Origin of the sequence: Spirosoma oryzicola, from assembly GCF_021233055.1 — a bacterium.
In the GTDB taxonomy this organism is placed as follows: domain Bacteria; phylum Bacteroidota; class Bacteroidia; order Cytophagales; family Spirosomataceae; genus Spirosoma; species Spirosoma oryzicola.
In genome coordinates this window covers 1,300,774-1,327,264 of the sequence record NZ_CP089538.1, presented here as the reverse complement: position 1 = coordinate 1,327,264, position 26,491 = coordinate 1,300,774, and the positions used below count along the sequence as shown (strand labels likewise).

At 50.8% G+C, this 26,491-nt stretch carries 22 protein-coding genes and 3 tRNA genes; 14 read left to right on the top strand and 11 right to left on the bottom strand.

Annotation, left to right across the window (positions count from 1 at the left end; genetic code table 11):
- Window positions 1-118: 118 nt before the first annotated feature.
- The 3 genes from LQ777_RS05400 (at window position 119) to LQ777_RS05390 (ending at window position 4,834) form a co-directional block, all read left to right on the top strand.
- Entirely contained in the window at window positions 119-3,313 is a 3,195-nt protein-coding gene (locus LQ777_RS05400; protein ID WP_232561499.1) for a TonB-dependent receptor, read from the top strand.
- Between the two features lie 186 nt (window positions 3,314-3,499).
- On the top strand, window positions 3,500-3,685 hold the full coding sequence (locus LQ777_RS05395; protein ID WP_232561498.1) for a hypothetical protein: 186 nt from the start codon (window positions 3,500-3,502) through the stop codon (window positions 3,683-3,685).
- Between the two features lie 222 nt (window positions 3,686-3,907).
- Entirely contained in the window at window positions 3,908-4,834 is a 927-nt protein-coding gene (locus LQ777_RS05390) for a YihY/virulence factor BrkB family protein (RefSeq protein ID WP_232561497.1), read from the top strand.
- A 78-nt stretch (window positions 4,835-4,912) separates the two neighbouring features.
- Here the strand turns inward: LQ777_RS05390 and LQ777_RS05385 are convergent.
- The 3 genes from LQ777_RS05385 to LQ777_RS05375 form a co-directional block, all read right to left on the bottom strand.
- A tRNA-Arg gene (locus LQ777_RS05385) sits at window positions 4,913-4,986 on the bottom strand.
- A 94-nt stretch (window positions 4,987-5,080) separates the two neighbouring features.
- A tRNA-Pro gene (locus tag LQ777_RS05380) sits at window positions 5,081-5,154 on the bottom strand.
- 61 nt (window positions 5,155-5,215) lie between these two features.
- Window positions 5,216-5,302 (bottom strand) — tRNA-Ser (locus LQ777_RS05375).
- A 168-nt stretch (window positions 5,303-5,470) separates the two neighbouring features.
- Between LQ777_RS05375 and LQ777_RS05370 the strand changes: the two genes are divergently transcribed.
- From LQ777_RS05370 to cdaA, 7 genes are all read left to right on the top strand, one after another.
- On the top strand, window positions 5,471-6,433 hold the full coding sequence (locus LQ777_RS05370; RefSeq protein ID WP_232561496.1) for a vWA domain-containing protein: 963 nt from the start codon (window positions 5,471-5,473) through the stop codon (window positions 6,431-6,433).
- Window positions 6,434-6,484: 51 nt separating this feature from the next.
- Window positions 6,485-7,180 carry a tetratricopeptide repeat protein gene (locus LQ777_RS05365; RefSeq protein ID WP_232561495.1) on the top strand — a complete coding sequence of 232 codons (696 nt, stop codon included), beginning with the start codon at window positions 6,485-6,487 and terminating at the stop codon, window positions 7,178-7,180.
- Window positions 7,181-7,243: 63 nt separating this feature from the next.
- Window positions 7,244-8,419: an acetyl-CoA C-acyltransferase gene (locus LQ777_RS05360; protein ID WP_232561494.1), complete on the top strand. Its 1,176-nt coding sequence runs from the start codon at window positions 7,244-7,246 to the stop codon at window positions 8,417-8,419.
- A 65-nt stretch (window positions 8,420-8,484) separates the two neighbouring features.
- On the top strand, window positions 8,485-9,426 hold the full coding sequence (locus LQ777_RS05355; RefSeq protein WP_232561493.1) for a phosphoribosylaminoimidazolesuccinocarboxamide synthase: 942 nt from the start codon (window positions 8,485-8,487) through the stop codon (window positions 9,424-9,426).
- A 138-nt stretch (window positions 9,427-9,564) separates the two neighbouring features.
- On the top strand, window positions 9,565-9,981 hold the full coding sequence (locus LQ777_RS05350) for an STAS domain-containing protein (RefSeq protein ID WP_232561492.1): 417 nt from the start codon (window positions 9,565-9,567) through the stop codon (window positions 9,979-9,981).
- Window positions 9,938-10,966: a ribonuclease Z gene (locus LQ777_RS05345; protein ID WP_232561491.1), complete on the top strand. Its 1,029-nt coding sequence runs from the start codon at window positions 9,938-9,940 to the stop codon at window positions 10,964-10,966. The genes LQ777_RS05350 and LQ777_RS05345 overlap by 44 nt, the downstream gene beginning before the upstream one ends.
- A 146-nt stretch (window positions 10,967-11,112) precedes the next feature.
- Window positions 11,113-11,931, top strand: coding sequence for a diadenylate cyclase CdaA (gene cdaA / locus LQ777_RS05340; protein WP_232561490.1), 819 nt, complete (start codon window positions 11,113-11,115; stop codon window positions 11,929-11,931).
- Window positions 11,932-12,029: 98 nt separating this feature from the next.
- Here cdaA and LQ777_RS05335 read toward each other — a convergent pair whose 3' ends face one another.
- A complete protein-coding gene (locus LQ777_RS05335; RefSeq protein WP_232561489.1) occupies window positions 12,030-12,437 on the bottom strand; it encodes a DUF4332 domain-containing protein in 408 nt (135 codons plus the stop codon).
- 451 nt (window positions 12,438-12,888) lie between these two features.
- Here LQ777_RS05335 and LQ777_RS05330 point away from each other — a divergent pair, with 451 nt between their 5' ends.
- Both LQ777_RS05330 and LQ777_RS05325 read left to right on the top strand, forming a co-directional pair.
- Window positions 12,889-13,923, top strand: a complete 1,035-nt coding sequence (locus LQ777_RS05330; protein WP_232561488.1) for a S1C family serine protease — start codon at window positions 12,889-12,891, stop codon at window positions 13,921-13,923.
- Between the two features lie 189 nt (window positions 13,924-14,112).
- Window positions 14,113-14,706: a hypothetical protein gene (locus LQ777_RS05325; RefSeq protein WP_232561487.1), complete on the top strand. Its 594-nt coding sequence runs from the start codon at window positions 14,113-14,115 to the stop codon at window positions 14,704-14,706.
- 86 nt (window positions 14,707-14,792) lie between these two features.
- Here the strand turns inward: LQ777_RS05325 and LQ777_RS05320 are convergent, their stop codons facing one another.
- The 3 genes from LQ777_RS05320 to LQ777_RS05310 form a co-directional block, all read right to left on the bottom strand.
- A complete protein-coding gene (locus LQ777_RS05320) occupies window positions 14,793-15,746 on the bottom strand; it encodes a DUF2279 domain-containing protein (RefSeq protein WP_232561486.1) in 954 nt (317 codons plus the stop codon).
- A gap of 68 nt (window positions 15,747-15,814) precedes the next feature.
- Window positions 15,815-16,951, bottom strand: a complete 1,137-nt coding sequence (hemW, locus tag LQ777_RS05315) for a radical SAM family heme chaperone HemW (protein WP_232561485.1) — start codon at window positions 16,949-16,951, stop codon at window positions 15,815-15,817.
- 117 nt (window positions 16,952-17,068) lie between these two features.
- Window positions 17,069-17,521 carry a GNAT family N-acetyltransferase gene (locus LQ777_RS05310; RefSeq protein ID WP_232561484.1) on the bottom strand — a complete coding sequence of 151 codons (453 nt, stop codon included), beginning with the start codon at window positions 17,519-17,521 and terminating at the stop codon, window positions 17,069-17,071.
- Between the two features lie 278 nt (window positions 17,522-17,799).
- On the opposite strand from LQ777_RS05310, the gene LQ777_RS05305 reads away from it, so the two are divergent.
- Window positions 17,800-19,038, top strand: coding sequence for an N-acetylmuramoyl-L-alanine amidase family protein (locus LQ777_RS05305; RefSeq protein ID WP_232561483.1), 1,239 nt, complete (start codon window positions 17,800-17,802; stop codon window positions 19,036-19,038).
- A 48-nt stretch (window positions 19,039-19,086) separates the two neighbouring features.
- On the opposite strand, the gene LQ777_RS05300 is transcribed toward LQ777_RS05305, so the two are convergent.
- From LQ777_RS05300 to LQ777_RS05290, 3 genes are all read right to left on the bottom strand, one after another.
- Window positions 19,087-19,884: a PhzF family phenazine biosynthesis protein gene (locus LQ777_RS05300; RefSeq protein WP_232561482.1), complete on the bottom strand. Its 798-nt coding sequence runs from the start codon at window positions 19,882-19,884 to the stop codon at window positions 19,087-19,089.
- Between the two features lie 83 nt (window positions 19,885-19,967).
- Window positions 19,968-20,657, bottom strand: a complete 690-nt coding sequence (gene hxpB / locus LQ777_RS05295; protein WP_425276926.1) for a hexitol phosphatase HxpB — start codon at window positions 20,655-20,657, stop codon at window positions 19,968-19,970.
- 84 nt (window positions 20,658-20,741) lie between these two features.
- Entirely contained in the window at window positions 20,742-21,029 is a 288-nt protein-coding gene (locus tag LQ777_RS05290; protein ID WP_232561481.1) for a YciI family protein, read from the bottom strand.
- A gap of 220 nt (window positions 21,030-21,249) precedes the next feature.
- Between LQ777_RS05290 and LQ777_RS05285 the strand changes: the two genes are divergently transcribed.
- Window positions 21,250-23,685, top strand: a complete 2,436-nt coding sequence (locus LQ777_RS05285; protein WP_425276925.1) for a prolyl oligopeptidase family serine peptidase — start codon at window positions 21,250-21,252, stop codon at window positions 23,683-23,685.
- A gap of 60 nt (window positions 23,686-23,745) precedes the next feature.
- Here LQ777_RS05285 and LQ777_RS05280 read toward each other — a convergent pair whose 3' ends face one another.
- Complete coding sequence (locus LQ777_RS05280; RefSeq protein ID WP_232561480.1) at window positions 23,746-26,310, bottom strand: SprB repeat-containing protein; 2,565 nt, start codon at window positions 26,308-26,310, stop codon at window positions 23,746-23,748.
- Window positions 26,311-26,491 lie beyond the last annotated feature (181 nt).

The following is a 26,491-nucleotide window of genomic DNA, read 5'->3' as shown; positions in this document are numbered from 1 at the left end:
ATCCGACACAATTGCTTCATTATTGGGCAACAAAGGTCACAAATTGGTAACAGATCGGTAACGTCGAAGTAAAGTAGGTACGCTCTCTTTGCAGCAGGAAATTTTACGCTTCCTCTTCATGAAAACGTATCTACTTACTACAATTCTCTTTCTCGTGAGTTGTTTGGCTAGTCGTAACCTAGTCGCTCAAACAACCCAGGCTTCCATTTCGGGAGTAATTACCGACAATCAGAAATCCCCGCTACCGGGTGCTACCGTTCGAGTCCGCAACGAATCGACGGGCTTTTCGACCGGTACTGTCACCAACGCGCAGGGTGAATACCAGCTTAAAGAGCTGCCGCTGGGCGGACCTTACACCATCTGGTCTACGGCGGTTGGGCTGGGCGAACAGCGCCGGACTGGCTACATGGTCAACCAGGGAGACGCGATTCGGATTAACCTGACTATGCAGGAAACGGGTCAGGATCTGGAAGTCGTACAGGTGGTAGCATCGGGTCTGAAAAACAAGACGGACAACCTGGGTGCAGCCACGGCAATCACGGCCAAAACGCTTATCACCATGCCAGTCAATGGCCGTAACTTTACCTCGCTCGTTAACCTGTCGCCCTTAAGTGGCAATAACGGTAACCTATCGGGGCAGATCGGCTCATCGACGAACTATACCATCGACGGGATGACGGCCAAAAACCCAACCTCGGCGGGTGCAACGACCAGCCGTAGCGGTGCCCCCTACTCGATCTCGATTGAAGCCGTTCGGGAATTTAAGGTCATCACCAACCAGTATGACGTGGTTTATGGCCGCGCCGGGGGTGGTATCGTCAGCGCCGTGACCAAATCGGGCACGAACAAACTGACCGGTAGCGTTTTCAACTACACCCGTGCCAACTGGCTATCGAGCAAGTACGACATTCGCGGTAACCTGCGGAACAATAAGTTCTCGACCAATCAGTTCGGCTTCTCGCTGGGCGGACCGATCATCAAAGACAAACTTCACTACTTCGTTGTCTGGGACCACCAGCAGGATTCGCGTCCGTTGATCATCGCTGATGTGCAAACATCCCTCGACGAAAGCCGCTTCAACGTAACCCGCACCACACTCGACCGCTTCGTTGACATCGCCCGCAGCAAATACGGCGTATCGAACACCCCTCAGTACGGTACGTTCGACAAAAACCGGGGTTCGGATGCCGCCTTCGCTCGTATCGACTGGCAGATCAACCAGAACAACCTGCTGACCATCCGGAACAACTACACCAATGACCGCAACAAGTTGGGTCTGGCGGACAATACGGCCATCAACATCTACGAATCGTACGGGAACGACTACAACATCGACAACAGCTTGCTGGCGACGCTCCGCACGACGTTTACGCCCAAAATAACCAACGAGCTAAAACTTCAGCACCTCTACACCTACCAGAAAAGCGGTCCCGGCGATCAGCTGCCAGCCGCCAACATTCCACGTAACATCGTAGAAAACGTGGTTTCGACGGTCGATGGACGCACGCTCTCAACCAACATCCAGATGGGTGGTCACCGCTTCGCGCAGGAAGGCTTTACCAACAATGTCGTGCAACTGGTCGACAACCTGTACTACAATACCGACCGAATTCAATACACGTTCGGACTGGACCTGATGTACACCCACGCTCGTTCGCTGTACGGCAGTGAGGTGAATGGCCGGTTCCACTATAACGTTGATGGAAGTACGTCGTCGCTCGACAAATTCAACGCGCTGCAACCGTACCGGTACTATCGGGAGGTGCCTCTGGTAGCGGACCCCACGGTGGTTGGAAACACCATCAACGCCGGTGTTTATGGTCAGTTGAGTACCCAGTTGGCACGGGGTCTGGAAATGACGGCAGGTTTACGCTTCGACTACGCACACTATCCGAAAGCGCAGTTTAACCAACTGGTGTTCGACGAACTAAACCTACGGACCGACAATCAGATCAAATCGTTTATCGTACAGCCTCGCTTGCAGTTTAACTGGGACGTGAATGAGCAGCATAAAGATTTTGTTCGCTTCGGTGCGGGAGTGTTTGCCTCGGACATTAACAACTACATGCTGATCAACAACCTGACCTTCGACGGAAAGCATTTTGCTACGGTTGACGTGCGGGGTGCTGACGTACCAACACCTGATTTTACAGCCTACCGGCAGAGTGCGGCCAACATTCCAACGCTGACGGCTTTCCAGGTGCCAACCATCAACATGACGGGGCCAAACGCAAAGATCCCGATGCTTTACAAAGCAAACCTATCGTACACACACTTCCTGACCGAAAAGTTACGAGTCGGTATTGCGGGCTACATGTCGCTGGGTCGGAACAACTACATGTACGTTGACCGGAACATGGTAACCGATCCATTTTTCCGACTCGCCAACGAAGACAACCGGGGGGTGTACGTACCCCTCGCGAGCATGCCATCGAGTGGTGTGGGTGACTGGCAGCAGGGCCGTATCAGCAAGAAACTGGGTCGGGTACTGGAGTTGAACAGCGAAGGACGCGTCAATCAGTTTGCGGTTGTGGCGGATGCTACCTGGCAATATTTCCGCGATGGCGAAGTTACGGCCAGCTACACCTGGAACGATACCCACGACAATACATCGTACAACGGTAACGTAGCAAACACCGCAACGCTGTCGCTGCCGGTTAAAGACGATCCGCGCAACCTGAGCCGAATGACCTATTCGGACAACCATTTCCGGCACAAAGTTGTGTTCTACGGTACGCTGCCTTCATTCTTTGGTATTACCCTGGGCGTTCGTTACTCAGGCATCGGTGGTACACGATATTCGTTGCTGTCGGGTGCTAACACCAACGCTGATTTCGTAGCTACCAACGATCTGGCGTTCGTCTTTGACCGCAACAGCGAAGGCGTACCGGCAAACGTACGGTCGGGTCTGCAAACATTATTGGAAAGCGGTGCGGCCAGCCAAAGTCTGAAAAATTACATCAACGCCTATTCGGGTCGGATTGCGGAACGGAACGGCGGGATCAACGGCTTCTACGGCGTATTCGATATACGGGCGCTTAAGCGGTTCAGACTGCATAAAAACCACGCAGTTGAGGTCTCAGCTGACATCTTCAACTTTGCTAACTTCCTGAACAAAGACTGGGGTATCAACCGCTCGCTGGGTACACAGTCCCTCTACGCCCTTGGTGTTCCGGCTTCGGGCAGTACGGCAGCCGTACCCGGTTTCAGCCAGACAACGCAGCAGTTCACGTACCGTGTCAACAATACGGGTGTCGTAACCCCCTCGGGCGACCCCTTCCAGGTCCAGATTGGAGCGCGTTACAGCTTCTAAAGGATGATTCGCTAACGCATCGTTGCGGATGAAGTTACTGCGCATGTGTACCGAATCCTCACGATTCACATCTTATTCGGCTTGCTGGTGTTAATAGCAGGTACATTTGATAGATTTAGAACTAGGTAAGCCGGGCCCATATTGGGTCCGGCTTATTTGTTTTATCGACTAACCTTTACAAAAGCCATGAAAAACAGACTGACCATTCCGCAACAGATTATGCAGGAAAAAACCAGGCTGGCAGCATCCAGACTAAAGGCAATCGTGGAGCGTCAGCAGTCAATAAAAAGGCGGGTGGCTTCCCTTGATTATCGTATCCGTTTTATTCTCGACGAGATCCGAAAGATTAAAGTAAAATGGGGTGTCAACTAAGCCAAGAATGCTGACGCGCCGAATCCTCACGATTGCTGCTATCTACGCATATCAGTAGTTAAGGAAGTGCATGAAATAGTCAAGGTAAGGTAAGCCAGGCATCAGTTGATACCTGGCTTATTTGTGTCAGTACCAAACAGCGGACTGCATCTATTTAACAAGTCCGCAATAAACTCTAGACCTAAGCAGCGGGTTGTCTTTATACACCCAGACTGTTCCCCTGTGAAAAAAGCGATTTCGGCCTTCCAGCTTTTGAAACAAGCGTTCGATACGTTGCGGGCTAATGACCCGATTCGTATGGCAGGAGCCACCGCTTTCTTTGCCTTTTTCGCCTTGCCTCCTATCGTTATTATCCTTAGCAGTGTATTTAGTCAGCTTTTCAACAAACGCTATCAGTACATCAGCGGTGCGCTAATTGAGGAGTTAGCCGAATTGTTTGGTCATAAAAGCGCTAGTCAACTGGAAGACATTTCGCAACGCCTTCAGCAGCCTAAACCAGACCCGCTGCTAACGATTCTTGGCTTTGTGCTGTTGTTTGTAGCATCAACGACGTTGTTTGCCATCTTAAAAAATTCGCTCAACCAGCTCTGGAACATTAAATCGAAACCCGGCCGCAACGTATTGTACACACTGGTCGATAAACTGGTTGCTTTAGCCATTATCATTGGATCAGGCTTGTTGCTTAGCTTATCGGTAGCCGTCGAGCAGTTGATGACGGTGACGGGCAACAGTTTGTCGCTTTCCTCACTATCCTACTACAACGAACTGACAGGTTTGGGGCATTATTCGGTCTCGATACTTATCCGCGTCGTTTGGTTTGCCAGCCTGCTCAAGTTTCTACCTGACATACGTATACCCTGGCAATCCGTCTGGCTGGGTGCGCTATTCACCAGTGTTCTTTTCAAAGCGGGCGAGAGCGTTTTAAATCGCTTACTAATCAACAGTCCGGTCGCGTCGATGTACGGGCAATCGGGAGCAATCATTTTAGTACTGCTCTTTATTTTTTATGCGTCCCTAATTTTCTACTACGGAGCCGCGTTTACCCGTCGATACAGTGAGTGGACGCATCAGGAAGTCACGCCCAACAGCAGAGCCATTTCCTTTACAATCACCGAGGAAGATCCATCGAGCACAACTGCCGACAAGTAGCAATGGAGCGTTAGAAGCGAGTAAGACCTAAAATAAAAAAGCCAATCAGCAACGAAGCTAACCGGCTTATAATCAACGTGACCCCGAAGCGATTCGAACGCTTGACCGTCTGCTTAGAAGGCAGATGCTCTATCCAGCTGAGCTACGGGACCAAATAAAAAAAAGTTTATAGCTTTCGGTTGAAAAGTTTACAGTTAACATAACCAACTGAAAACTATAAAACTCAAAAACTATAAACTTTTAGTGTCGGGGTGGCAGGATTCGAACCTACGACCTCCTGCTCCCAAAGCAGGCGCGATACCGGGCTACGCTACACCCCGAAGAACGAGCTTTTGCTGATGATCTTCGCTGAACGCGAATTTCTTTCGTTAATTGCTCCTGCGGAGAGAGAGGGATTCGAACCCTCGGTACCGTTACCAGTACGACAGTTTAGCAAACTGTTCCTTTCGGCCTCTCAGGCATCTCTCCGTAGCCGCTCATTCATTACCTGAATGATTGGGACACAAAGGTAGCAGGATTATTTGTTCACTGCAAGCGATCATGAAGAAAATTTTTTCAATAAGTCGTAATTTCGTCGCTCCTTAGATTGACACTTGCGGAGGAACTTCGTCATTGTCAGGCACATCACCGCTTTTCATGAACTGGCTTTATTCGTTTTCAAGCACTGATTTTTTTTTAATTGTCCTGTTTGTTGCTCTGTACGGGCTGTACATTCTCCGTACATTTCGGCTGGCGCGTCAATTAAATACGTCCGCCTGGGGTGTCATTCCAAAGTTTTTTTTGCGCAGCAGCTACCTAACTCTGCTACTCATTGCTTTGCTGGGCCCCTCATTTGGAGAAGTTGAACAAAGCGCAACGATGACCGGACGAGATGTGTACCTATTGATCGATGTATCCCGCTCCATGGATGCAACCGATGCGGTACCGTCGCGACTTGAACGAGTGAAATATGACATTCAACAGCTCTGCGATACACTAGCCACTGATCGGTTTGGGTTGATTCTTGCCTCCAACGAGTCGTTCGTGTTGTCACCGCTTACCGCTGACCATGATGCCATCAAGCGTTTCGTACGCGACATCCGTACCAATAAGGCTAATGCCGGGGGCACCGACCTATGCACAGCGATCGAATTGGCCCGCCAGAAATTTCTGACAGATTCGTCGACCCGGCTCAATGCCAAAGCGCTCGTGCTGTTCAGTGACGGAGAGAATTTTGGCTCCTGCAATCGCACTGAGCTTTCCAGCCTTCAGACCGCTGGCCTGCCGCTTATCACCGTAGGCGTAGGTACAGAGACGGGTTCCTCGATCCGTGAAGGACGCGATTTTATACGCGACGAAAGCCAACAGATTGTGCGAAGTCAACTAAACAGAGGATTTCTTCAGGAACTGGCTCTTGATGGGCATGGACATTATATCGAAGCCGATGCAAATGGTCAATACCTCCGTGAATTAGCGAGCACACTTCTGGCGCAACAGGGTGTACGTTTCGATCAAAACAGTGTGGCCGCTTCAACCAATAAGTACTATTACTTTTTGATAGCTGCGCTTGTCCTGCTGGCATTTGACCTTGTTATAACAGTAAGAACGTTCCGACTTTGAGCGCATCTCAAAGTTTCACCTTATTTTTGGCAACGGATGCGTTATTGACGTATGATTTATTTATTCATAGCTGTCTGGCTTTGGTGGGATACTCCCCGCTCCTTAAACCAGATTTCGCGAAATAATGAAGCTAGGTTAGAAGCCGAAGCCGCTTACAAAGCGGGCGACTATACGCGTGCCATGCACCTTTACGCCAATTTGAGCCGCATCACAACAACCATTGATCCGGGGGTTCGACTGAATCTTGGGCACACCTATTTCCACCTTAAGCGATACGGGAAAGCTCGTTCTCAATATGAGGTGCTGCTTCGCTCAGATCGACCTGATCTACGAACGGTAGCCGCGACCCAGCTCGGTGTGATCGCCTGTCTTCAGCAGGACAGTGCTACTGCGCTTGTTTTTTTTGAACGAGCCCTGCTGGAAGATTCAGAGAATGCACCCGCCCGGTATGACTTTGAATTAATCAAGAAGCGGTTTTCGGGAAAAATTCCCGATCCAACCAGACGGCAGAAAGCAACGGACAAAGAAGAAGAGTTACTCAATAGATCCCGCCCGTTTGGAGGACAACAGGTAGAACGCTCGGCCCGACAGGACGAATTGTTGCATCGATTCCAGCGGCTGGATCTTAGCGAAGAGCAAGCCCTTCAGTTGCTTGATGCGATGCAGGAAGATGATCTTCCTTATGCCCTGACCAGCTCGGCCCGACAGGCAACAAAGAAAACGAAGGCAAACGGAAGTCGTTGGTAAATTTAGTAGCTCCGTTTGGTGTTATTCAACGTATAACTAGCTATTTCTGTTTGCGCTATCAACATGAATGAAGTCGTAATTATTTCTGCTGTCCGGACGCCGATTGGCTCATTCGGCGGAGTTCTGTCCACTTTGTCGGCAACTGATCTGGGTGCAGCAGCCATCCGGGGTGCCTTGACCCGCGCGGGTGTTTCGGCCGACCAGGTTCAGGAAGTATACATGGGTAATGTTGTTTCGGCCAACGTCGGTCAGGCACCTGCCAAACAAGCGGCCTTAAAAGCCGGACTACCAGCCACAATCCCCTGTACCACCATCAATAAGGTATGCGCATCGGGAACGAAAGCAATTATGCTGGCAGCGCAGATGATTCAGCTTGGGCTGGCTGATGTCGTGGTGGCCGGTGGGATGGAAAGCATGTCCAACACGCCGTATTACGTTCCTAAAGCTCGATTTGGTTATAAATATGGAAATGCCGAGCTGGTGGATGGTTTAGCCCGCGACGGTCTGGTCGATGTTTATGATCAATGCGCGATGGGCGTGTTTGCCGATCAAACGGCCCAAAAATACGCGATCAGTCGCGAGTCTCAGGACACCTTTACCGTACAGTCATACCGCCGATCCGAAGCCAGTACACAGGGCGGTCAGTTCAGCGCTGAAATTATTCCGGTCGATGTTACAGACCGTAAAGGAACGGTCACGGTAACTGCCGACGAAGAGTATACAAATGTCAGGTACGACAAAATCCCCACGCTTAAGCCTGCCTTCAGTCCGACGGGAACGGTAACAGCCGCCAGCTCGTCACCGATCAGCGATGGCGCTTCGGCACTGGTGATTATGAGCCGTCAGAAAGCGGATGAACTCGGCCTAAAACCACTGGCCCGCATTCTGGCTTATGCCGATGCCGAACAGGAGCCTCAGTGGTTTACAACGGCCCCGACCAAAGCGGTTCCGCTGGCCCTTCAACGGGCTGGTTTACAAACCAGCGATGTCGATTATTTTGAGGTTAACGAAGCGTTTGCGGTTGTTCCGCTGGCCTTTAGCGAAATTCTGCACGTACCCCAGGAGAAGCTAAACGTGTTCGGGGGAGCCGTATCGATTGGTCACCCACTGGGCGCGTCGGGCGCACGGATTGTAACCACGCTTACGAACGTGCTTCAGCAAAAAAGTGGTCAAATCGGCGTTGCGGGTATCTGCAACGGCGGTGGGGGCGCTTCGGCAATTGTACTCGAAAAATTGTAATCGTTTCTAGGGTTGTAGCCTGTGATGACGCAGGCTACAACCCTAGAAACGCCAAACCTAGATAGATGAACGCAATTCAGGAAACAAACTTTCAGTTCCCCGGTCAGACGGGTTTTTACCGGGGTAAAGTACGGGATGTATACTCCTTCCCCGACAAATTAGTGATGATTGCCTCCGACCGGATTTCGGCTTTCGATGTGGTTCTGCCACGCCCGATTCCTTACAAGGGCCAGGTTCTGAATCAAACAGCCGCTTATTTTTTGGGCGCAACGGCGGATATTGTTCCAAACTGGTTGCTAGACACGCCCGACCCAAACGTAAGCGTCGGTCTGAAATGTGAACCGTACGCCGTTGAGATGGTGGTGCGGGGTTATCTGGCGGGTCATGCGTGGCGGCAATACCGGGATGGTCACCGCACATTGTGTGGCGTGTCCTTGCCCGACGGCCTACGCGAAAACGACCGTCTCCCCAATCCGATCATCACGCCGTCGACTAAAGCTCACGAAGGCCATGACGAAGACATCAGCCGGGAAGAAATTCTTAGCCAGGGTATTGTCAACGAAGCGGAATACGTTCAGCTGGAGCGCTATGCTCTGGCGCTTTTTGAGCGGGGTACGGCGATGGCCGCCAAGCGCGGATTGATTTTGGTCGATACGAAATACGAATTCGGCAACCTCGACAGAAAGGTCATTCTTATTGACGAAGTGCATACGCCCGATTCATCACGTTATTTCTACGCCGACTCGTACGAATCGAATCTGCAAGCTAATCAACCCCAAAAGCAACTGTCTAAAGAGTTTGTACGCGAGTGGCTTATTGCCAATGGTTTTCAGGGCAAGACAGGGCAAACCGTACCGGCGATGTCAGACGAGTGGGTTGAGCAGATCTCCGCTCGTTACATCGAGTTGTTCGAAACCGTGACGGGACAACGTTTCCAGCCTGCCGATGCCACTGTTGATCCATTGAACCGTATTGAAACGAATGTTCGTAAATCACTTTCCGTTTGATTTGTCGATTTACTAGACTAAGTTGCCCGCTCGGCCATTTCGGCTTTTTTTGGCGCTGCTTCGCTTCATTCAGGTGCGGCAAGCAACCGCTTTTCTAAACATCCTCATAAATCCAAACGCCTGAAAGCATTAACGTTCATGAATTACACGATTGAAAAAAACGAGCAGTACGCCCTGATCCGGTTAGCCGAAAGTGAGCTCGGTGGTGACGTTCCTACTGACTTCGAGACGCTTAGCCGCTCCTTGTTCCGGTCTGGCTACAGCAATATAATTGTCGACATGGCTTCGGTACAAACGGTTGACCAGGCAGGTGTTAGTACCATTCGAAAAATAAACCGGCAATGTTCTAACGAACTGGGCTTACTGGTGTTAGTTACCAAGAATGATGAATTGATTGAGTTTCTGGACACGGCTAACATCAGCGATCTGAACATTCTGCCTACGGTAGAAGAAGCGATCGATGCGGTGTTTATGAACGAATTGGAGAACGATTTTCGCAGTGAGGAAGACGATGAGTATGACGCAGGGGGAAGCATCAGCCGGGACGCCGATTAACAGTACTATTCCTGGTCACGAAAGTGAACACCACCACCGCCCAACCAGCCCCCTGTTTGCCCTTACCATACTAGGGGCTGGTTCGGCAACTCCTTCGTTACGGTACCATCCAACAGCCCAGCTGCTGACGGTAGGGAACGACTACATGCTTATTGACTGCGGTGAAGGGACGCAGCTCCGATTGATCGAGCAAAAGATACGGTCGGGGCGGCTTCGCTACATCTTTATCAGCCATCTCCACGGCGATCATTATTTTGGGTTAGCTCCACTCCTATCCACGCTGAATCTGGGGGGACGGACGGAAGATCTGTTTCTGTTCGGTCCGCGCGGCCTGGACGAAATCCTGACTACCATCTTTCGGATGTCGGATTCGCGGCTCGGCTATCGGTTGCACTTTCAGGCCGTTGATCCCGAGACGCCAACCCTACTGCTCGATCACCCGCAGTTGACGGTGGAGTCGATTCCACTTCAGCACCGGATCGACTGCTCGGGTTATTTGTTTCGGGAAAAGCCTCACCCCCGGAAGCTGATCCGGCAACGACTCCCCGATGACATTCCGGTAAATTACCTGAAGCAACTTAAAGATGGCCACGACATCCTGAACGCAGAGAGACAGGTCATTCACGCAGCCGATGATGTGACTGAGCCGGGGTCGCCCGCCCGTTCCTACGCCTTCTGCTCTGATACGCGCTATATTGAAGACCTGGTTCCGCAGCTGCAAGGCGTCGATCTGCTGTACCACGAAGCAACGTTCATGGAAGACAATGCCCAGCGAGCCGCGGAAGTTTATCACTCGACGGCCAAACAGGCCGCTACCATTGCCGCCCAGGCGAAGGTTGGCCGGTTGCTGATCGGGCATTTTTCGTCACGCTACAAACAGTATGATTTGTTTCTAGGCGAAGCCAGACCCGTATTTCCGGAGACGTATATCGCTACTGAGGGCGAAACGATGGAAATTGAAAGCTGGGCTAATCCGACTTTGTAAGATTTACCAACGCCTACATTGTATTTTTCTTAGCCAATCGGGGCCAGTAGGTCAAGAAAGACCCGAAGAATCGTTTTGTGCTGATTGAGTAGACAACGCATCATAATCTGAGTATCTTTAAGGCCAAACCATTACCTTTTTCGTACATGCTGGCCTTTCGCTTAGGCTTTTTAGATGTCGGCTGGCTCGACCTGCTCGATATCTCACTAGTTGCCCTACTTATTTATCAAATCTATAACCTGGTCCGTGGTAGCGTAGCGAGTCGGGTGTTCGTTGGATACCTACTGGTTTATTTTGCTTACCTGCTCGTTAAAGCCCTTGGCTTAAACCTGCTGACGACCATCCTGGAGTACTTTATCAGCGTCGGCGCGTTGGCCCTGATCATTATCTTCCAGCAGGAAATCCGGCGTTTTTTACTGCTTATTGGTAAGTCGACTAACGTTGCCAACAGCCGATGGCTTCGCCGATGGGTACTTCGCCAGCCACCCGCTCCCGAGTTCATTACCGCGCTTCGGCCTGTTCTGGATGCCTGCAAAACGCTAAGTGCCGAGTTTTCGGGTGGATTGATCGTTATCCGCAAAAATGATGACCTGGAAAAATTCGTTCAATCCGGCGAATCCATCGATGCGGAAGTGTCGAAGCCGCTACTGCTGGCAATTTTCAGCCAATACAGTCCACTCCACGACGGAGCTGTAATTATCAGTGATGGACGCATACAATCCGCTCGTTGTATTCTGCCGGTTTCGGACGATGACGAGTTACCCTCTACCCTGGGCTTTCGTCACCGGGCGGCATTGGGCATGAGTGAAGCTACTGACGCGGCTATTATCGCCGTTTCGGAAGAAAGTGGACGGCTTACGCTCGCCTTAAACGGTGAATTATTTACTAACCTGACCCTGTCAGAACTGGAAGAACGGTTGAGCCGGTACCTACGCGAACCGGGCCGGAAAGCCTATCAATTATAACAATGGCGGGTGCTGTACGTCCTATCTGACTCCTGCACCCGCCACACTATACGTTATCGTGAAGGATAATTCGCTTAACCCCTTATTAAGCGCGATTCCTAGTATTCCAGCACTCTAGGCAAACTCTTTGCCTGCTCCACAAAATGTGTTACCTGCTCTACCGACGGTGGACGTTGCGTAAACTGCCGTTTGCTGTTGATTTCAATTAGCTTAGCGTGTAAGTTGATGGCCGAACGCTGGGCTAGCTCCACAATGGTATCCACGCCCGCTTCCTCCATCAGATCGCTGTAAACGCGACCGATTCCTTTAACACGCGCCAAATCGGCCCGGTTAGCCAGGTGCAACAATAATTTTTGATCAATACCCGTGACAGAGGCTAACGCTTTACGGTCGTGTGGGGTTTTGGTCGCTTCCAGAAAAGCATCGCTATCGCCTAGCCCTTGTCCCTTCAAGGCATATACCATAGCGTCAGTAGTACCGCGAAGCTCTCCTAATGTGATGCTCATAACAAAAAATTGAAAAAATTAACAGTTGGATTTCAGACTGACCTTCAATCTGTCTATACGTTTTAGGCAAAACAAGATACATCATTAACGAACAAGATACTTTCGGCGAGTATCGTTCAATAAGAATTTCTTCTGAACGGTAAAACTGTCAGGATGCATCTGGCAAAATTCCTTTTGCCATTCGTCATACCGATTGGGTTCCGTTCCCCTAAAGCGCTCTGCATCAATTTTTTTCTGAGCTAAATAGTCATCAAAGTTCATGTGCCAAATTGTCTGATTTAATACCAAACCCTAGATCTAATAAAACTATAGGATTAACCTATATGAGCAAAAGTAACGTACAGAAGCCATTCTAGTGCCAGATTGTCGGACTAATCATAGAGAATGGGCCAAGGAAGTATCCTGGAACAGATCGTGCTGCGCTTCTGGCTTCACCTACATCGTAAATCGTATGCATACACAATTTGTGACTTTTTCTGATGCGATTTCTCAAGCTGGCGGAGAAGCAGGGGGTCAGGATGCGCCTTTGCTGGACGCTTACTCGAATACGGTCGTCAACGTAGCCAAGAAGGTGAGCGCGTCGGTTGTACAGATCAAAGTCAGTGGCCGCCCATCAGGCAATAGTCAAAGCGCTCCGCCGACGCGCCGACCCGACAACAAGGATGGTGGCACGGGCTCTGGCTTTATTATTTCGACCGATGGCTACATCATCACAAACAACCACGTTGTTGCCGGAGCGACCAAAATAGAGGTCGCCCTGTCTGACGGACGGGAGTTTGACGCTACGCTTATTGGTCGCGATCCTTCGACCGATATTGCCGTTATCAAGCTGTACGCCGATGGGCTGAAAGCAATCCGCTTTGCCGATTCCAAACAGGTCCAGGTGGGGCAGATTGCCATTGCGATTGGTAATCCTTACGGTTTTCAGTATTCGCTGACGGCGGGTGTCGTCAGTGCGTTAGGCCGGACGCTCCGTTCGGAATCGGGGCGACTGATCGATGATGTTATTCAGACCGATGCCGCATTAAACCCTGGCAATTCGGGCGGTCCGTTGGTTAATTCGAACGGCGATGTTATCGGGGTCAATACCGCCGTGATCTTACCCGCTCAGGGTATCTGTTTCGCGGTTTCCTCCAATGTTGCAGCGCTTGTTGCCGGTAAGCTGATCATAGACGGTCGTGTTCGACGCGGTTACCTGGGTATTGCCGGTCAACTCATCAACCTAACGGAGCGCATCAAACAGTATAACCAGCTTACAGCCAGAACCGGTGTGATGGTCGCGAGTGTGGAAGCGGATGGCGTTGCGGGTAACGAGGAGTTGCACCAGGGCGATATTATCGTTGGATTCAATGGTCAGTCGGTGGCTACGGTCGATGATCTGCACCGGCTGCTGACCGATGATACCATCGGGCGTCGTGTTCAGTTGACCGTTCTCCGCGACAATCGCCAGAAAGGAATAATGGTCATTCCAGGCGAGCTCAAATAAAAAATTATCTATCGATTAATTGATCAAAAAAGCCCTGATAATCAAGTCAGGGCTTTTTGTCTTTATCTACTTTTTTTCACAAATGCACTCGCATCATATGACAGCAGTTAAACACTATTAATTTTTTGCAGTTACTGTTTCCACACAATAATTACAATTTCACTATTCATTCTTTTAACAGTTAATCCTATGAAACGCATCTTATTCGTTCTGTTTGTTCTGGCCGGTTTCTCCGCATCAGCTCAGGAGTTCAAACCCTTCAAGGTCAACCTGTCAGTCGGTTACGCAAAGCCGCTGAATTCAGCGGCATCGGGTGGTGTTCTGTTTGCCGTTGAACCTAAATACGGCCTTAGCGATAACTTCGATCTTGGTCTGCGGCTTGAAGCAGCGGTTGTAGCACGTGGTGTTGTGTATAATGGAAATACAGCCACGGGTGATGTAGGCGCTTTTAGTTCTTATTTGCTGACGGGTAACTACCTGTTTGGCACGGGCGGTATTCGTCCTTTCCTGGGCGTTGGTGTCGGTTTTTATAGCATCGGTTCGGCAGGAACGGTAGTCATCAATGACGGGCAAACGAACTCAAACGTTACGTTCGTAAACGACACGAAATTTGGTGGTATGGTCCGGGGTGGTATCAAAGCCGGGCACTTCGTAGCGGCTGTTGAATACAATGCGGCTCCAACGACCCAGAACAGACTGGGCAACACGACTACGACAATCACCAGCGAAAACTCTTACCTGGGCATCAAAGTAGGCTTCGATATCGGCGGTGGCCGTCGTTAATTGACGCTTCACAAAAAACGTCAGCCCGAATCCGTAGGAGCTTATTGCTGCGGATTCGGGCTGACGTTTTTTTATGGACGTAGCGGCTATTCTTTGGGGAGAATGAGCGGATGAAACCGTAGCCCTTTTACGCGATTGTACTCCAGCGACGGAGCCGGAATTTTGAAAAACTGAGCTGTACCGATGAAGCGCTGCAACGATGGGCTGAAGGCGTCGATTCTTGACAAATCAGCGTCGGGCGAGATAAAGAACTGCCGGTATCGTTCAAACTTGACTTCCCTCCCTTCTTTATCAACTACCGGCGGGTTAGCGTGCCCACCAATCATACCACTACCGCTATAACCGAAGTCCAGATTCAACCAACGCGGAAACGACGGCCCAACCGGCAATACCGATGCTACGTTCACCGACAGCCAGTATTGTTGTCCATTATAATCTTTCAGCATTTGCACACCGGTGGTACTGCCCAATATGTTAGGCCGATAAGGGGGGAAAATAGTTTTCCGAAAACCGTATTTCAAACTCACGACCTGCTGTCCGGCGCTGTATTGCTGTCCCATAAACAGCGCTGTACCGGCAACGTTGGCGACCATATCTCCTTTTGAAAATCCCCAGCCTTCCGAATGACCATCAAACACTTCGATTGTTGTTTGAAACAAAAGTGCCAACAGCCCGCCCGTCAGAATACTGGCTTGTTCATTAACCCCGCTCCAGCGCATTAGCTCATAGCCCCCACGACTCATGCCATAGGCGGTAGCAGCGTGGCCAATCTTGTCCATTTGCAGCCACTCCCGATTGTCATTAAAGGAATGGAAGGGGACTTTTTTCTTGTACCATTGCTTGCGCAACAACAGCAGGGTAACGGTATAAAACGCAGCTGTTCCAACAACAACGCCAATGAACCGGCCCTGACGAATGCCCTGCGGATCACCTGCAACGGGTGCTGCTCCCACCGGTGGTAGCGGCTGAGCCTGCACCGACTGAGCCAGTATACTTATTAATAAACAGACACAAACGGCTCCCTTCATCCGGTGTTTCATGCCCAAAAATACCGAAAAACGCTGGCTCGGCAGAATAACCGACAGCAGTTAGTACGTACCGAACTGCTTTATTCCACAAATAAGGAAGCGGCTACCCGGTCGGCAAATAATTTTCCGGCCTCGGTCAACCGCAACTGATCGTTGTCGCGAACAAGCCAGCCCGATGCGTACATAGCCGCCAGATCGCTGGACTGCGTTTGCGAAAAATCACCGCCGAGTAAGGTATCGAGCTCAGTCAGCGAGCAGCCCCATTTCGTTCGGAGCCCCGTCAACAAATACTCATTGACCTGATCGGCTATCGTCAGCGTTTCGACCGTTGCAGGCACCTCCCCGTTTTGTAAAGCAGTTACATAGCGCGCATTATTGGCAATGTTGTACTGTCGGCTGAAACCAGTGTAGGAGTGAGCGCTCGGCCCAACCCCCAGATAAGGTTTCCGTTGCCAGTAGGCCGTATTATGCCGGGCGTACTGACCGGGCTTGGCAAAATTCGAGATTTCGTAGTGTTCGTAGCCCGCAGTCGTAAGCACTTTTGTCAGTTCCTCAAACTGCTCAGCAGCTAGATTTTCGTCAACCGCCGGAAGTTTTCCTTTTTGCTTCCAGCGCCCAAACGCTGTGTCGGGTTCAATCGTCAGGGCGTAAGCCGACAAATGCGGTACATCAAGTGCCAGCATTTTTTGTAAGTCCGTTTGCCAGAGCGTTGCTGGTTGATCAGTGGTTGTCGGATCAGGAATGCCATAGATCAGGTCCACGCTCATGTTCTCAAAACCCGCTTCTCTCGCCCGCCAGACACAGGTTTCGGCTTCGGCTGCCGTATGCGCCCGGTTCATCCACCGAAGCGTTGGCTCATCAAAGGTTTGAAGGCCAATACTCAGTCGATTGACGTACCGACGAAGAACCTGGAGTTTCTGGTCCTGTAAGTCGTCAGGATTGGCTTCTAGCGTAATTTCAGCCGTTGGTGAAACGCTAAATTCGTTATGAATGGTCTCAAAAATACGAGCTAACTCCGCTTCTGTCAGCAAAGACGGCGTTCCTCCCCCAAAGTAGACGGTTTGGAGCGTTTTTGACGAAAGATATTCTTTTTGAAGCTTGATTTCTGCGCAGATAGCCTCTACCAAAGCTGACTTCTGACTTAGATTCGTGCTGAAATGGAAGTCGCAATAGTGGCAGGCTTGCTTGCAGAAAGGGATATGAAGATACAGATGCATGCTACCTCAATGACAAGAAAGCACGTCAATCGGTTCCTGAATAGAGAGGGAGAACTAAAAAGATGAATCTGAGCAAACGACAATGGCTGCGAACTGAAAAGACTCTTTACTAACCGTTTAAATCGCTTTTTCCAGAACGATGGTTAATCCACGTTTTCCCTGAACGGTTCCAACGATAGCAAAGCCGAATCGTAAATTAAGAATCAGCATTTCGCGCCATTGATTATAGGTTTGCGTCCGCACGGTATGATAGCCTTGTTCCCGGCACCAATCGTGTTGTCGGCACATGAGTTCAGCGGCAATACCTCGCCCTCGGTAGTCAGGATGGACGCAACCTAACCAACTGTAGTAGTGGCCCGGTTTACGCTCGTAGCCGAGCTTACATCCTACCAAGCGCTCGTTGTCGCTCGCCAGCAGGATTTGAACCCCCGTTCGAGTCAGTTGGTAATCGAGGTCAGCGCGCGTTTCAGCCTGCGACTGGTTTACAAAGACAACCGCGAGCAAATCCAGCAGCGCTGATAGCTGTTCCTGTGGGGGCAAGCCATTGATTAGTTGGTATTGGAGTTCCATCCGGCGAAGATGGTAGAAAGACCTGACCCGCCCAAGAAAATAAGCCGATCAATCCGGGCACTTCTTGCAGCGCTTTCCCTTTTTGTACTTCTTGCAGCACTTTTTCAGAATACACTCCTGACCAGCAAAGGGATTCGACTGAATAATTTGTTTTGAATCGTTCAGAGCAACTATCGATTCAGAAAAAGGAAATTCGGCAGTCATTGATACTGATTGTTTTCATAACAAAGATACGCTTGTTTAGATTGATTACAAATTAAAATTCAATTATTGCTGAAATGTGCGGATTATATCGTCGACTTAGCCTCCTGCTCTTGTTCAACTGCCTTCTTTTCGCACGAATTAGCGTTGGTCAGTCGCAGATAACCATCATCCGGGATACCACGTTGACGGGCTATACACGCAGCAAATTAACACCGTTGTATTACGGTCTGGGCACTGACCGGCTGGGTGGGGCACGCATGGAAACACTTGATTCGGGTGTTGTAATAGCCGTAAACGGTCTAACCTGGTCGACGCAGGATTCAACTCACAAGTTCTGGCGCATTGGGCTCTCTCCTACGCTATCGGCTTTTGTGCCGACGGAGCAGGTAGCCATCGACACACTCCGCTCCTACCCCAAAGGATCACTTACCGGCAACTGGACAGTCTACGGCGATTCCGTAAAAGCGGGTTCAGGAATCTTTGATTATATAGCGATCCGTTTGCCGGCTCGTTTCCCCTATCGCAGCCAGCAGCAACTCAACCCTTCAAGGCTTGTTGTGGATGTGTTTGGCCTGACGGTTAATACAAACTGGATTACGCAACTAGCATCAGCACGCGAGATTCGAAACGTCTGGTTTGAACAGGTTACCGATGAAACCGTCCGGATTTTTATTGATCTTAAACATGCCCAATCCTGGGGTTACTCTATCTATTACCAGCGGAACACATTGATCATCCGGGTACGAAGGCCACCCGATAAACGTAAACTTCGCGGCCTGACTATCGCGGTCGATGCCGGGCACGGTGGTTCGAACACCGGGGCTAACGGAAAACAATCCGGACGTTTGGAAAAAGAACTGACCCTCGATGTCGCAAACCGATTACAATCGTTACTCAGGCGCAAAGGAGTACGGGTAGTGATGACGCGTTCAGGCGACACGCTGATCGGGCCAACAGCGCGTATTCTGGCTATGCGTCAGGCGTTACCCAATCTGCTGGTCAGCATTCATTTCAATTCGTCGGCAAATGCGGCCGTACGCGGTGTCAGCACGTATTACAAACACGTAGGTTTTCGGCCATTGAGCCAGGCCCTATTGCTTGAACTACGAAAAACGGGAACGGCTGAGTTTGGGAACGTCGGGCACTTTAATTTTTTCTTCAACACCCCAACCGATTACCCGAACGCCTTGGTCGAAGGACCGTTTCTGAGTAATGTAGCCGACGAAAACCTCATTCTTGATGACCGTTTTCGCCAGCGAATGGCTAAGGCAATCCGACGAGGGTTGAAGCGGTTTGTTAAAGACAGCCGCTAGCTTCCGGCGATACCATCCATACAAGCCACTACCCTGCGTAGCCAGCAATTACATTATTTCGCCGGTCATGTATAGTTGCACTTTTCCGGAAATATCAACCCGCTCGTCGTTCAGCTTACAGCGCAGTTCCCCGCCCCGCTTCGACAACTGACGAGCGACAAATTGCGTTTTACCAAGCTTTTCTGCCCAATACGGCACAAGCGTCGTGTGTGCAGAACCCGTCACAGGATCTTCGTCAATGCCTGACTGCGGACCAAAAAAGCGGGAGACAAAATCAACGCCTGAATCGGTATCACCGGGAGCCGTTACAATAATACCACGCGCCGGAACGGTGCTCATTTCGCGAAAATCAGGGTCCAGTGCTTCGATTTGGGCCTGATCTTTAAAGACAAGCATATAGTCGGTTTTTCCCTTGTAGACCTCCAACGGCTTTTCGTTGAGACTCGACAGCAGTGCGGGCGGCTGTACATTCGCTTTTTGCACAACATCCGCCGGGAAATCAAGGGTTAGCCAGCCACCTTCACTCCGGCATACCTTCAACGAACCACTGCGCGATTCAAAATAAAGTTGATCCGTTTCTGGCTTCTGTTCCAGAAAAAACACAACATAACCCGTAGCTAAGGTCGCATGACCGCACAGATCAACTTCTACCGTCGGGGTAAACCAACGAATATGGTAGTTGGCGTCGCCCTCCGTTTTGACGTAGAAAGCGGTTTCGGCCAAGTTATTCTCGGATGCAATCCGTTGCATCTGCTCGTCAGGTAGCCACTCCGTCAGCGGAATAACCGCAGCCGGGTTTCCGGAGAAAAGCTGATCAGTAAACGCATCAAGTTGATAAATACGCATAGGTATTAACGGAAAAGGCCATTGACGGCAATCAGCCAGTTGCCAGACTGATCGGGTCCGACCAGGTTACAGGTTTAGGACGTTCAGGAATGAAATTTTTTCTTTTGCAGCGCAGCCAGTAGTTCAGGCGAAAAATCGGTCAATGAGGGTATGATCAAGTCAGCAATCGCGAATTTAGGATGCTCAAACTCAAACGCTGCGGGTACCGCAACCGTGTTCATACCAGCCGTATGCGCCGACGTTAGTCCACTGCCGGAATCTTCAAAAGCAAGGCAATTTGCCGGATCGACGCCGAGTTTGCGAGCCGTACCCAGATATACGTCCGGCGCTGGTTTATTGCGCAGTTCCAGAGTAGCCGAATGCCAAAGCGTCAGGTAAGTGCGGATACGGAGCCGATCAACCACGACCTCAATCAAGCTCATCGGTGAAGCCGAAGCAATAGCTGTTGGAATGCCCCGTTGAGCAAACAACTCCAGGGTCTCTATAGCGCCCGGCATGGGTTCCGCAAATTGGGCAATTCGTTCATGCACCCCGCTCGTGATCGCATTGCCTAGCTCAGCTTTGGTTCGTCCGGCCGTAGCTTCATCCGACCACGGAGCTTTTGTGTACCAATAATTTACAACGTCTGGAATCGGTAAGCCCGTCGTTTGTTTGCATTCATCGTCAGTCAGGTATAAGCCGACGGTGGCAAACACTTCACGTTCCATAGCGCGCCAGTGGGGTTCAGAATCCACCAGCAACCCATCCATATCGAATATTGCTGCTTGTATCAAAATAAGTCTTCAGTAGTTTGTACTAAACTGTCCATACAGTCCGGCAGTAGCCAACGATTGAACTGTAAATGGGCACCGGAGGTTTTAGACGTCCGCTTTCCGAAAAGGTTTCGCATCGACTTTTTCCCAAACGCCCTCAACAATGTACGGGTCCGATTGGAGGTAATCCGTTAGTTGCTCTTCCGTTTCCAGATCGAGCAGCAACATTGAGCCGATCATTTTTCCCGCAGGGTTGAGCAGAGCGCCACCAAAAATAAATTGGCCTTTTGCTTTTAATTCGCGGACATAAGCGAGGTGAGCAGGCCGAACAGCCATGCGCCGATCGAAGGCATCGGCAGTTGTGTAATCGTAAGCGTGAACAACGTATTGCATTGAACCAGGCAGGGTTTCGTTGGGCAATATACCATCTTTTAGGAAAGTACAGATTGGTAGGCTGGCCCTAATAATAAAAAGTTATTCATATAACCAGCTACCATTCGGTGAAGTTTGCCAGCCCGGCTTGTTGCATTTCTCTATTCTCTTTTCTGGATAGATTACGTCGATAACGGGTTTGTGGGTAATTTGAGCCCTGCAACTTGAATCATGCATTTATATGAAAAAAACTACTCTTCATCCCGGCGGTTCGTCTGTTTTTCGAACGTTAGTACTGGCATTCACATCAGCGAGTGTCTTTGCCCAGCCCGCTCCTAAAACAGACATACCCACCGTTAGGACTCAATTAACGGTTGAGACCATCATGCAGGACCCTAAAAGCTGGATTGGCACCTCGCCCTCAAATCCGTACTGGTCCGACGATTCTAAAACACTTTATTTCAACTGGAATCCCGACAAAAACAAAAGCGATTCGCTCTATAAAGTGACGTTTACAGGCGGGAAAACGATTGCGGCTTCGCAACCGCAGAAAGTCGCTCCGGCAGAACGACGTTTGTTACCCACCGAACCCATAGCGGCCTTCAACCGGGCCCGTACGCAACGGCTTTTCGAACGGCAGGATGATATTTTTTGGCTTGATGTAAAAACGGGCAAAATCCGTCAGCTGACGAATACCGTTGAAGCGGAAAGCAACCCAGTCTTTTCGGGCGATGAGCAACGGGTCATTTTCCGAAGAACGAATAACTTGTTCAGCATCAACTTACAAACGGGTGAACTCACCCAATTGACCGATTTCCGGCCAGGCACCAAAAAAGCAGATCCGAAGCCAACGGACGAAGAGAAATTTCTGAAACAGGACCAGCTGCGGCTCTCGACGGTGCTGAAAGAACGGAAGGAAAAGAAAGACGAGGCCGACCGCATCAGCAAAGCGGACTTACCCAAGCGCCCCAAAGAAATCTACCTTGACGATAAGCAGCTAGCCAATCCGCAGGTTAGCCCCGATAATCGCTTTGTAACCTACCGGCTATCCAAAACCCCGTCGAACACCAAGAATGCGCAGGTACCGAACTACGTTACAGAGTCGGGCTATACGGAAGAAATCCGGGCGCGTACCAAGGTGGGGGCACCTTTGCCTACTCAGGAGTTTTTTGTGTACGATGTCGCTAAAGATACCGTTCGGGCGGTAAGTGTCAACGGTATTCCGGGTATCAACGATAAACCCGAATACTTAAAAACGGGGTCAAAAGCCAAAGCCGACACCGCCAAAAAGCCACGCCCGGTTACGATCAGCGGTCCCGTTTGGTCAGACGATGGTAAGATAGGCGTTGTTGTCGTCCGGTCGCAGGATAACAAGGACCGCTGGATTATGCGCTTTGACCCGGAAACGCTCAAACTCACGCTGCTGGACCGCCAACACGACGAAGCCTGGATCGGTGGCCCCGGAATCGGTTCGGCTAATACGCCGGGCAACATGGGCTTTCTGGCCGATAACCAAACGCTCTGGTTTCAATCAGAGGCCGACGGCTATTCGCACCTTTACAGCCTCAACGCACTAACCGGTGGCCCGAAAAAACAGCTTACCTCGGGTAAGTTTGAAGTACAGCAAGTGCTGATGGCGAAAGACAAAACGCACTTTTTCATTCAAACCAACGAAGTGCATCCGGGCGAGCAGCACTATTACCGCATGTCGGTGAATGGCGGGGAACGTGTTCGGCTGACCACGATGACGGGCGCGAATGAGGTGACATTATCACCCGACGAAACCCGCATGGCGATCCGCTATTCGGCTACGAATAAGCCCTGGGAGCTGTACGTAGTGGACCTGAAAGCTTCCCAGAAGACGCCCCTGAAACTGACTAGTTCGACAACCGATACTTTCAAAAGCTATTCCTGGCGGGAACCCTCCCTTGTAACGATACCCGCCCGCGACGGCCAGACTATTTACGCCCGTTTGTACAAACCCGAGAAGCCGTCAGGCAAAAGCGTTGTTTTCGTGCACGGGGCCGGGTACCTGCAAAATGCGCACAAATGGTGGAGTCAATACTTCCGCGAGTACATGTTTCACAATCTGCTTGTCGATAAAGGCTATACGGTACTTGACATCGACTACCGGGCCAGTTCGGGTTATGGCCGCGACTGGCGTACGGGTATCTACCGGCATATGGGCGGCAAAGATTTAACCGACCATGTCGATGCCGCAAAATGGCTGGTTCAGACGCAGGGTGTCGATGCGAACCGGATTGGTATTTACGGCGGTTCTTACGGCGGCTTTATTACGCTGATGGCGATGTTCACGACACCCGATGTGTTCAAAGCGGGTGCAGCGCTTCGGCCTGTAACGGACTGGGCGGCTTATAACCACCCTTACACCGCCAACATCCTGAACGAACCGCAGTCCGACTCGCTGGCTTACAACCAGTCTTCGCCCATTTACTTCGCCGAAGGCTTGAAAGGTTACCTGCTGATCTGTCACGGCATGGTCGACGTAAACGTGCATTTTCAGGACACGGTCCGGCTCATGCAACGGCTGATCGAACTTAGAAAGGAGAATTGGGAAGTGGCCGCTTACCCGATGGAAGATCACGGCTTTGTGGAGCCAACGAGCTGGATGGATGAATACAAGCGGATTTTGAAGCTGTTCGAAGAACGGTTGTAATTTTTCCCCTCGACTTCATGCGCTTCATGGCCTTTGACCGTGAAGCGCATTTTTTATGTACTATTCAACGAGTACTCTGATGACGGACTGACGGACTCCGGCCTGCGCTTTCAGCAAATAATGTCCTCGCGAAACATCTGCCAGCGGCCATTCGGCTTGCTTCTTGCCCGTAAAGGCCGGTATCTGATACTGTCGAACGGGCCGTCCCGATACGTCCAGCAATTGCACGTGTACCGACTGCCGCTGCGTCTGTTCGATTTCGAGTCGGAGTCGGTCCGTAACGGGGTTAGGTACTACCCGCACCGCCAGATCGCCTACCGGTTCGGCTATAGCCGTCAGCACGAACGTAACAAAATCGGACGGCGGAGACGTACACCCATTCTGCGTGACAATTACGTAGTAGCGACCCGTTTGCGGAGGCATTAGTGACGAAGACGTAGCGTTGGGTACGGGTTTGCCCGCGCTGGTATCAGTCTGGACATACCACTGAACACCTGTTACCTCGACCACCGAAAGCAACGTACTGGTTTGGGTGATGATGGGTTTTGGCGGCACTGGAGCCGAGGCCTTTACGGTAACAAACGTAGTTGTAGTGGTGCACCGATTGCTATCCAGCACACTGACCGTATACGTTCCTTCAGCTAGTCCTGTCTGCGCCTGAGTCCGGGCCTTAAGCGTATCCAGATTATCCGTTTGCCAATAGAACGTAAACGGCTTTTTACCGCCTTTGATGTCTACTGCCGCTTCGCCGTCGCGTCCACCCGTACAGGCCACATCTTTTATACGTCCCGGTGCTAGAGATAATGATGCGGCATCGCTAACCACGGCAAACACTGAATCAACACAGCCTACTTCATCGGCCACCAGGAATTGATACGTACCGGGTGCTAATCCAGTGAACTGATTACTGGCCTGATACGGTCGTCCAACTAACTGAAATTGCCGTCCAGTCCCTGTGCCTCCCCCACTTGTCAGCGTCACTTGACCCGTCGGACATACGCAGCAGGTAGCCGCAACAGCAGAAGCTTGTGCTTTGACTGGTTCCGCCTTCCCAATCGTCACCGGCAAAAGAGCCGTACAGCCGTTTGCATCGGTACCTAAAACAGTGTAATTACCCAGCGCCAGACTTTTGAATACGTTACTCGTCTGGGGCGTTCGGGATGATGTCAATTGGTAGTTTACCGCACCTGTTCCGCCCTTCGGTGTTAGCGTAATCGCTCCACTGTTATCCCCAAAACAATTGACGGGCGTAACGGCAGCCGTTAACGATAAAGCGAGCGGTTGCGTTACGGTGATCGCCTGCGTTCCCAAGCAACCGATAGCATCTTTTACCGTGACGGTGTAGGTGTTGGCCGTAAGCCCCGTAAACAACGTTCCGGTCTGAAAAGCACCGGTTCCAATCTGATACTGATAAGCACCTGTTCCCCCCGTAGCCGACACGTTGATTGTACCGTCGGTAGACCCCACGCACTTCGTTGATCCGATAGCTGCCTGAATGGCAAAGGCGGGAGGAGCACCAATTACAGCAGTTTGTGAGGTGGTACAACCCGTTCCATCGACCGCTGTAACAACATAACTTGTTTTGTCTTTCAGATCGAAAAATGTTTCACCTGTTTGCAAAGGACCCCCATTGATCTGAAACTGATACGGTGTGTTTCCCCCTTTCGCAGCGACAACTACTCCTCCATCCGATCCGCCCGAACACTTCGCATTGACCGCTTTCGCCGTTAACGACAAAGAGGTAGGCTCTTTGATTTCGACGGTTGTTTGCGCTGCGCAACCAACGATATCCTTGACCGAAAGCACATAAGTCCCTGCTTTTAGATTGGAGAATACATTCGATGTCTGGGTTGACTTTCCGTCCAGTTGGAACTGTTGTGGCCCCGTGCCGCCGGTCGTTCTCGCAAAAATCTCGCCGGTGCTCGTTCCGGCACATTTGACTGGTGAAATAGACGTATTGAGGGTCAACCCTGGATTTGCCGATACAGTCAGCTGAGCCGCCGGGCTTGTTACCGTATTACAGCGATTGCTTAAGGCAACTGTGTATGCTCCGGCCTGTGCCTGGGTCACATTCGCGATGGATACTTCGGGCGTTGATGTTGTGGCAAATGAAGCCCCATTGCGCAACCAGGTGTAGGTGATTCCGGACCCCGTTGCGGCCACGGAAAACGATACGGTCGATCCGGTACAGGTTGATGTGGACGAAGGGCCAGCCGTAATTGTTATGGGCTGCTGCACATTGACCGACCGCGACGCCGTTGTGGTGCTTCCCTGAGCGCCCGTTACGGTACAAGTGGCCGTATAGTCCGTTGTCTGACTTGGCTTAACATTGATACTTGGTCCTGTTTGGTTGTTCGACCATCGCACCGTTCCACCGGTTGGGCAACCCACTAGCGTCAATGCAACGCTTCCTCCGGCACAGATGGTAGCCGATGCGGGTGTAATGGACAAAACAGGGTCTACTGTGTGTTTGGCCGTACCCGCCCGACTGCCTTCGTTGCTGAACAATACGAGCGAACGGTCAGCTGCTTTTATGGATTGACCAGCACTGGTTACCAATAAAAGCCAGATGATAACGAATAACCAACGAGAGGACCAACGAAGTAACGGTAAACGAAATGCCATGAACCAAGTAGATTTAGCCACTAGAGTAAAGTTACCCTATTCTAAGCATCAACCCGCTGATTTTCTACTAGGTATATCTTGTTTTAGGCCATTGGTGCCCTTTTGAGCCTTATTTTTTTACACAACGGCTATGCTGTTTAATCAGCTCGTACGAATTTTTCATTCCCTCGGTCGTATAGCT

Bases quoted from the DNA above. Each gene is read 5' to 3' on its own strand.
- LQ777_RS05400 (WP_232561499.1), top strand. From the start codon at position 119: ATGAAAACGTATCTACTTACTACAATTCTCTTTCTCGTGAGTTGTTTG.
- LQ777_RS05395 (WP_232561498.1), top strand. From the start codon at position 3,500: ATGAAAAACAGACTGACCATTCCGCAACAGATTATGCAGGAAAAAACC.
- LQ777_RS05370 (WP_232561496.1), top strand. From the start codon at position 5,471: ATGAACTGGCTTTATTCGTTTTCAAGCACTGATTTTTTTTTAATTGTC.
- LQ777_RS05365 (WP_232561495.1), top strand. From the start codon at position 6,485: ATGATTTATTTATTCATAGCTGTCTGGCTTTGGTGGGATACTCCCCGC.
- LQ777_RS05360 (WP_232561494.1), top strand. From the start codon at position 7,244: ATGAATGAAGTCGTAATTATTTCTGCTGTCCGGACGCCGATTGGCTCA.
- LQ777_RS05355 (WP_232561493.1), top strand. From the start codon at position 8,485: ATGAACGCAATTCAGGAAACAAACTTTCAGTTCCCCGGTCAGACGGGT.
- LQ777_RS05350 (WP_232561492.1), top strand. From the start codon at position 9,565: ATGAATTACACGATTGAAAAAAACGAGCAGTACGCCCTGATCCGGTTA.
- LQ777_RS05345 (WP_232561491.1), top strand. From the start codon at position 9,938: ATGAGTATGACGCAGGGGGAAGCATCAGCCGGGACGCCGATTAACAGT.
- cdaA (WP_232561490.1), top strand. From the start codon at position 11,113: ATGCTGGCCTTTCGCTTAGGCTTTTTAGATGTCGGCTGGCTCGACCTG.
- LQ777_RS05335 (WP_232561489.1), bottom strand. From the start codon at position 12,437: ATGAGCATCACATTAGGAGAGCTTCGCGGTACTACTGACGCTATGGTA.
- LQ777_RS05330 (WP_232561488.1), top strand. From the start codon at position 12,889: ATGCATACACAATTTGTGACTTTTTCTGATGCGATTTCTCAAGCTGGC.
- LQ777_RS05325 (WP_232561487.1), top strand. From the start codon at position 14,113: ATGAAACGCATCTTATTCGTTCTGTTTGTTCTGGCCGGTTTCTCCGCA.
- LQ777_RS05320 (WP_232561486.1), bottom strand. From the start codon at position 15,746: ATGAAACACCGGATGAAGGGAGCCGTTTGTGTCTGTTTATTAATAAGT.
- hemW (WP_232561485.1), bottom strand. From the start codon at position 16,951: ATGCATCTGTATCTTCATATCCCTTTCTGCAAGCAAGCCTGCCACTAT.
- LQ777_RS05310 (WP_232561484.1), bottom strand. From the start codon at position 17,521: ATGGAACTCCAATACCAACTAATCAATGGCTTGCCCCCACAGGAACAG.
- LQ777_RS05305 (WP_232561483.1), top strand. From the start codon at position 17,800: ATGTGCGGATTATATCGTCGACTTAGCCTCCTGCTCTTGTTCAACTGC.
- LQ777_RS05300 (WP_232561482.1), bottom strand. From the start codon at position 19,884: ATGCGTATTTATCAACTTGATGCGTTTACTGATCAGCTTTTCTCCGGA.
- LQ777_RS05290 (WP_232561481.1), bottom strand. From the start codon at position 21,029: ATGCAATACGTTGTTCACGCTTACGATTACACAACTGCCGATGCCTTC.
- LQ777_RS05285 (WP_425276925.1), top strand. From the start codon at position 21,250: ATGAAAAAAACTACTCTTCATCCCGGCGGTTCGTCTGTTTTTCGAACG.
- LQ777_RS05280 (WP_232561480.1), bottom strand. From the start codon at position 26,310: ATGGCATTTCGTTTACCGTTACTTCGTTGGTCCTCTCGTTGGTTATTC.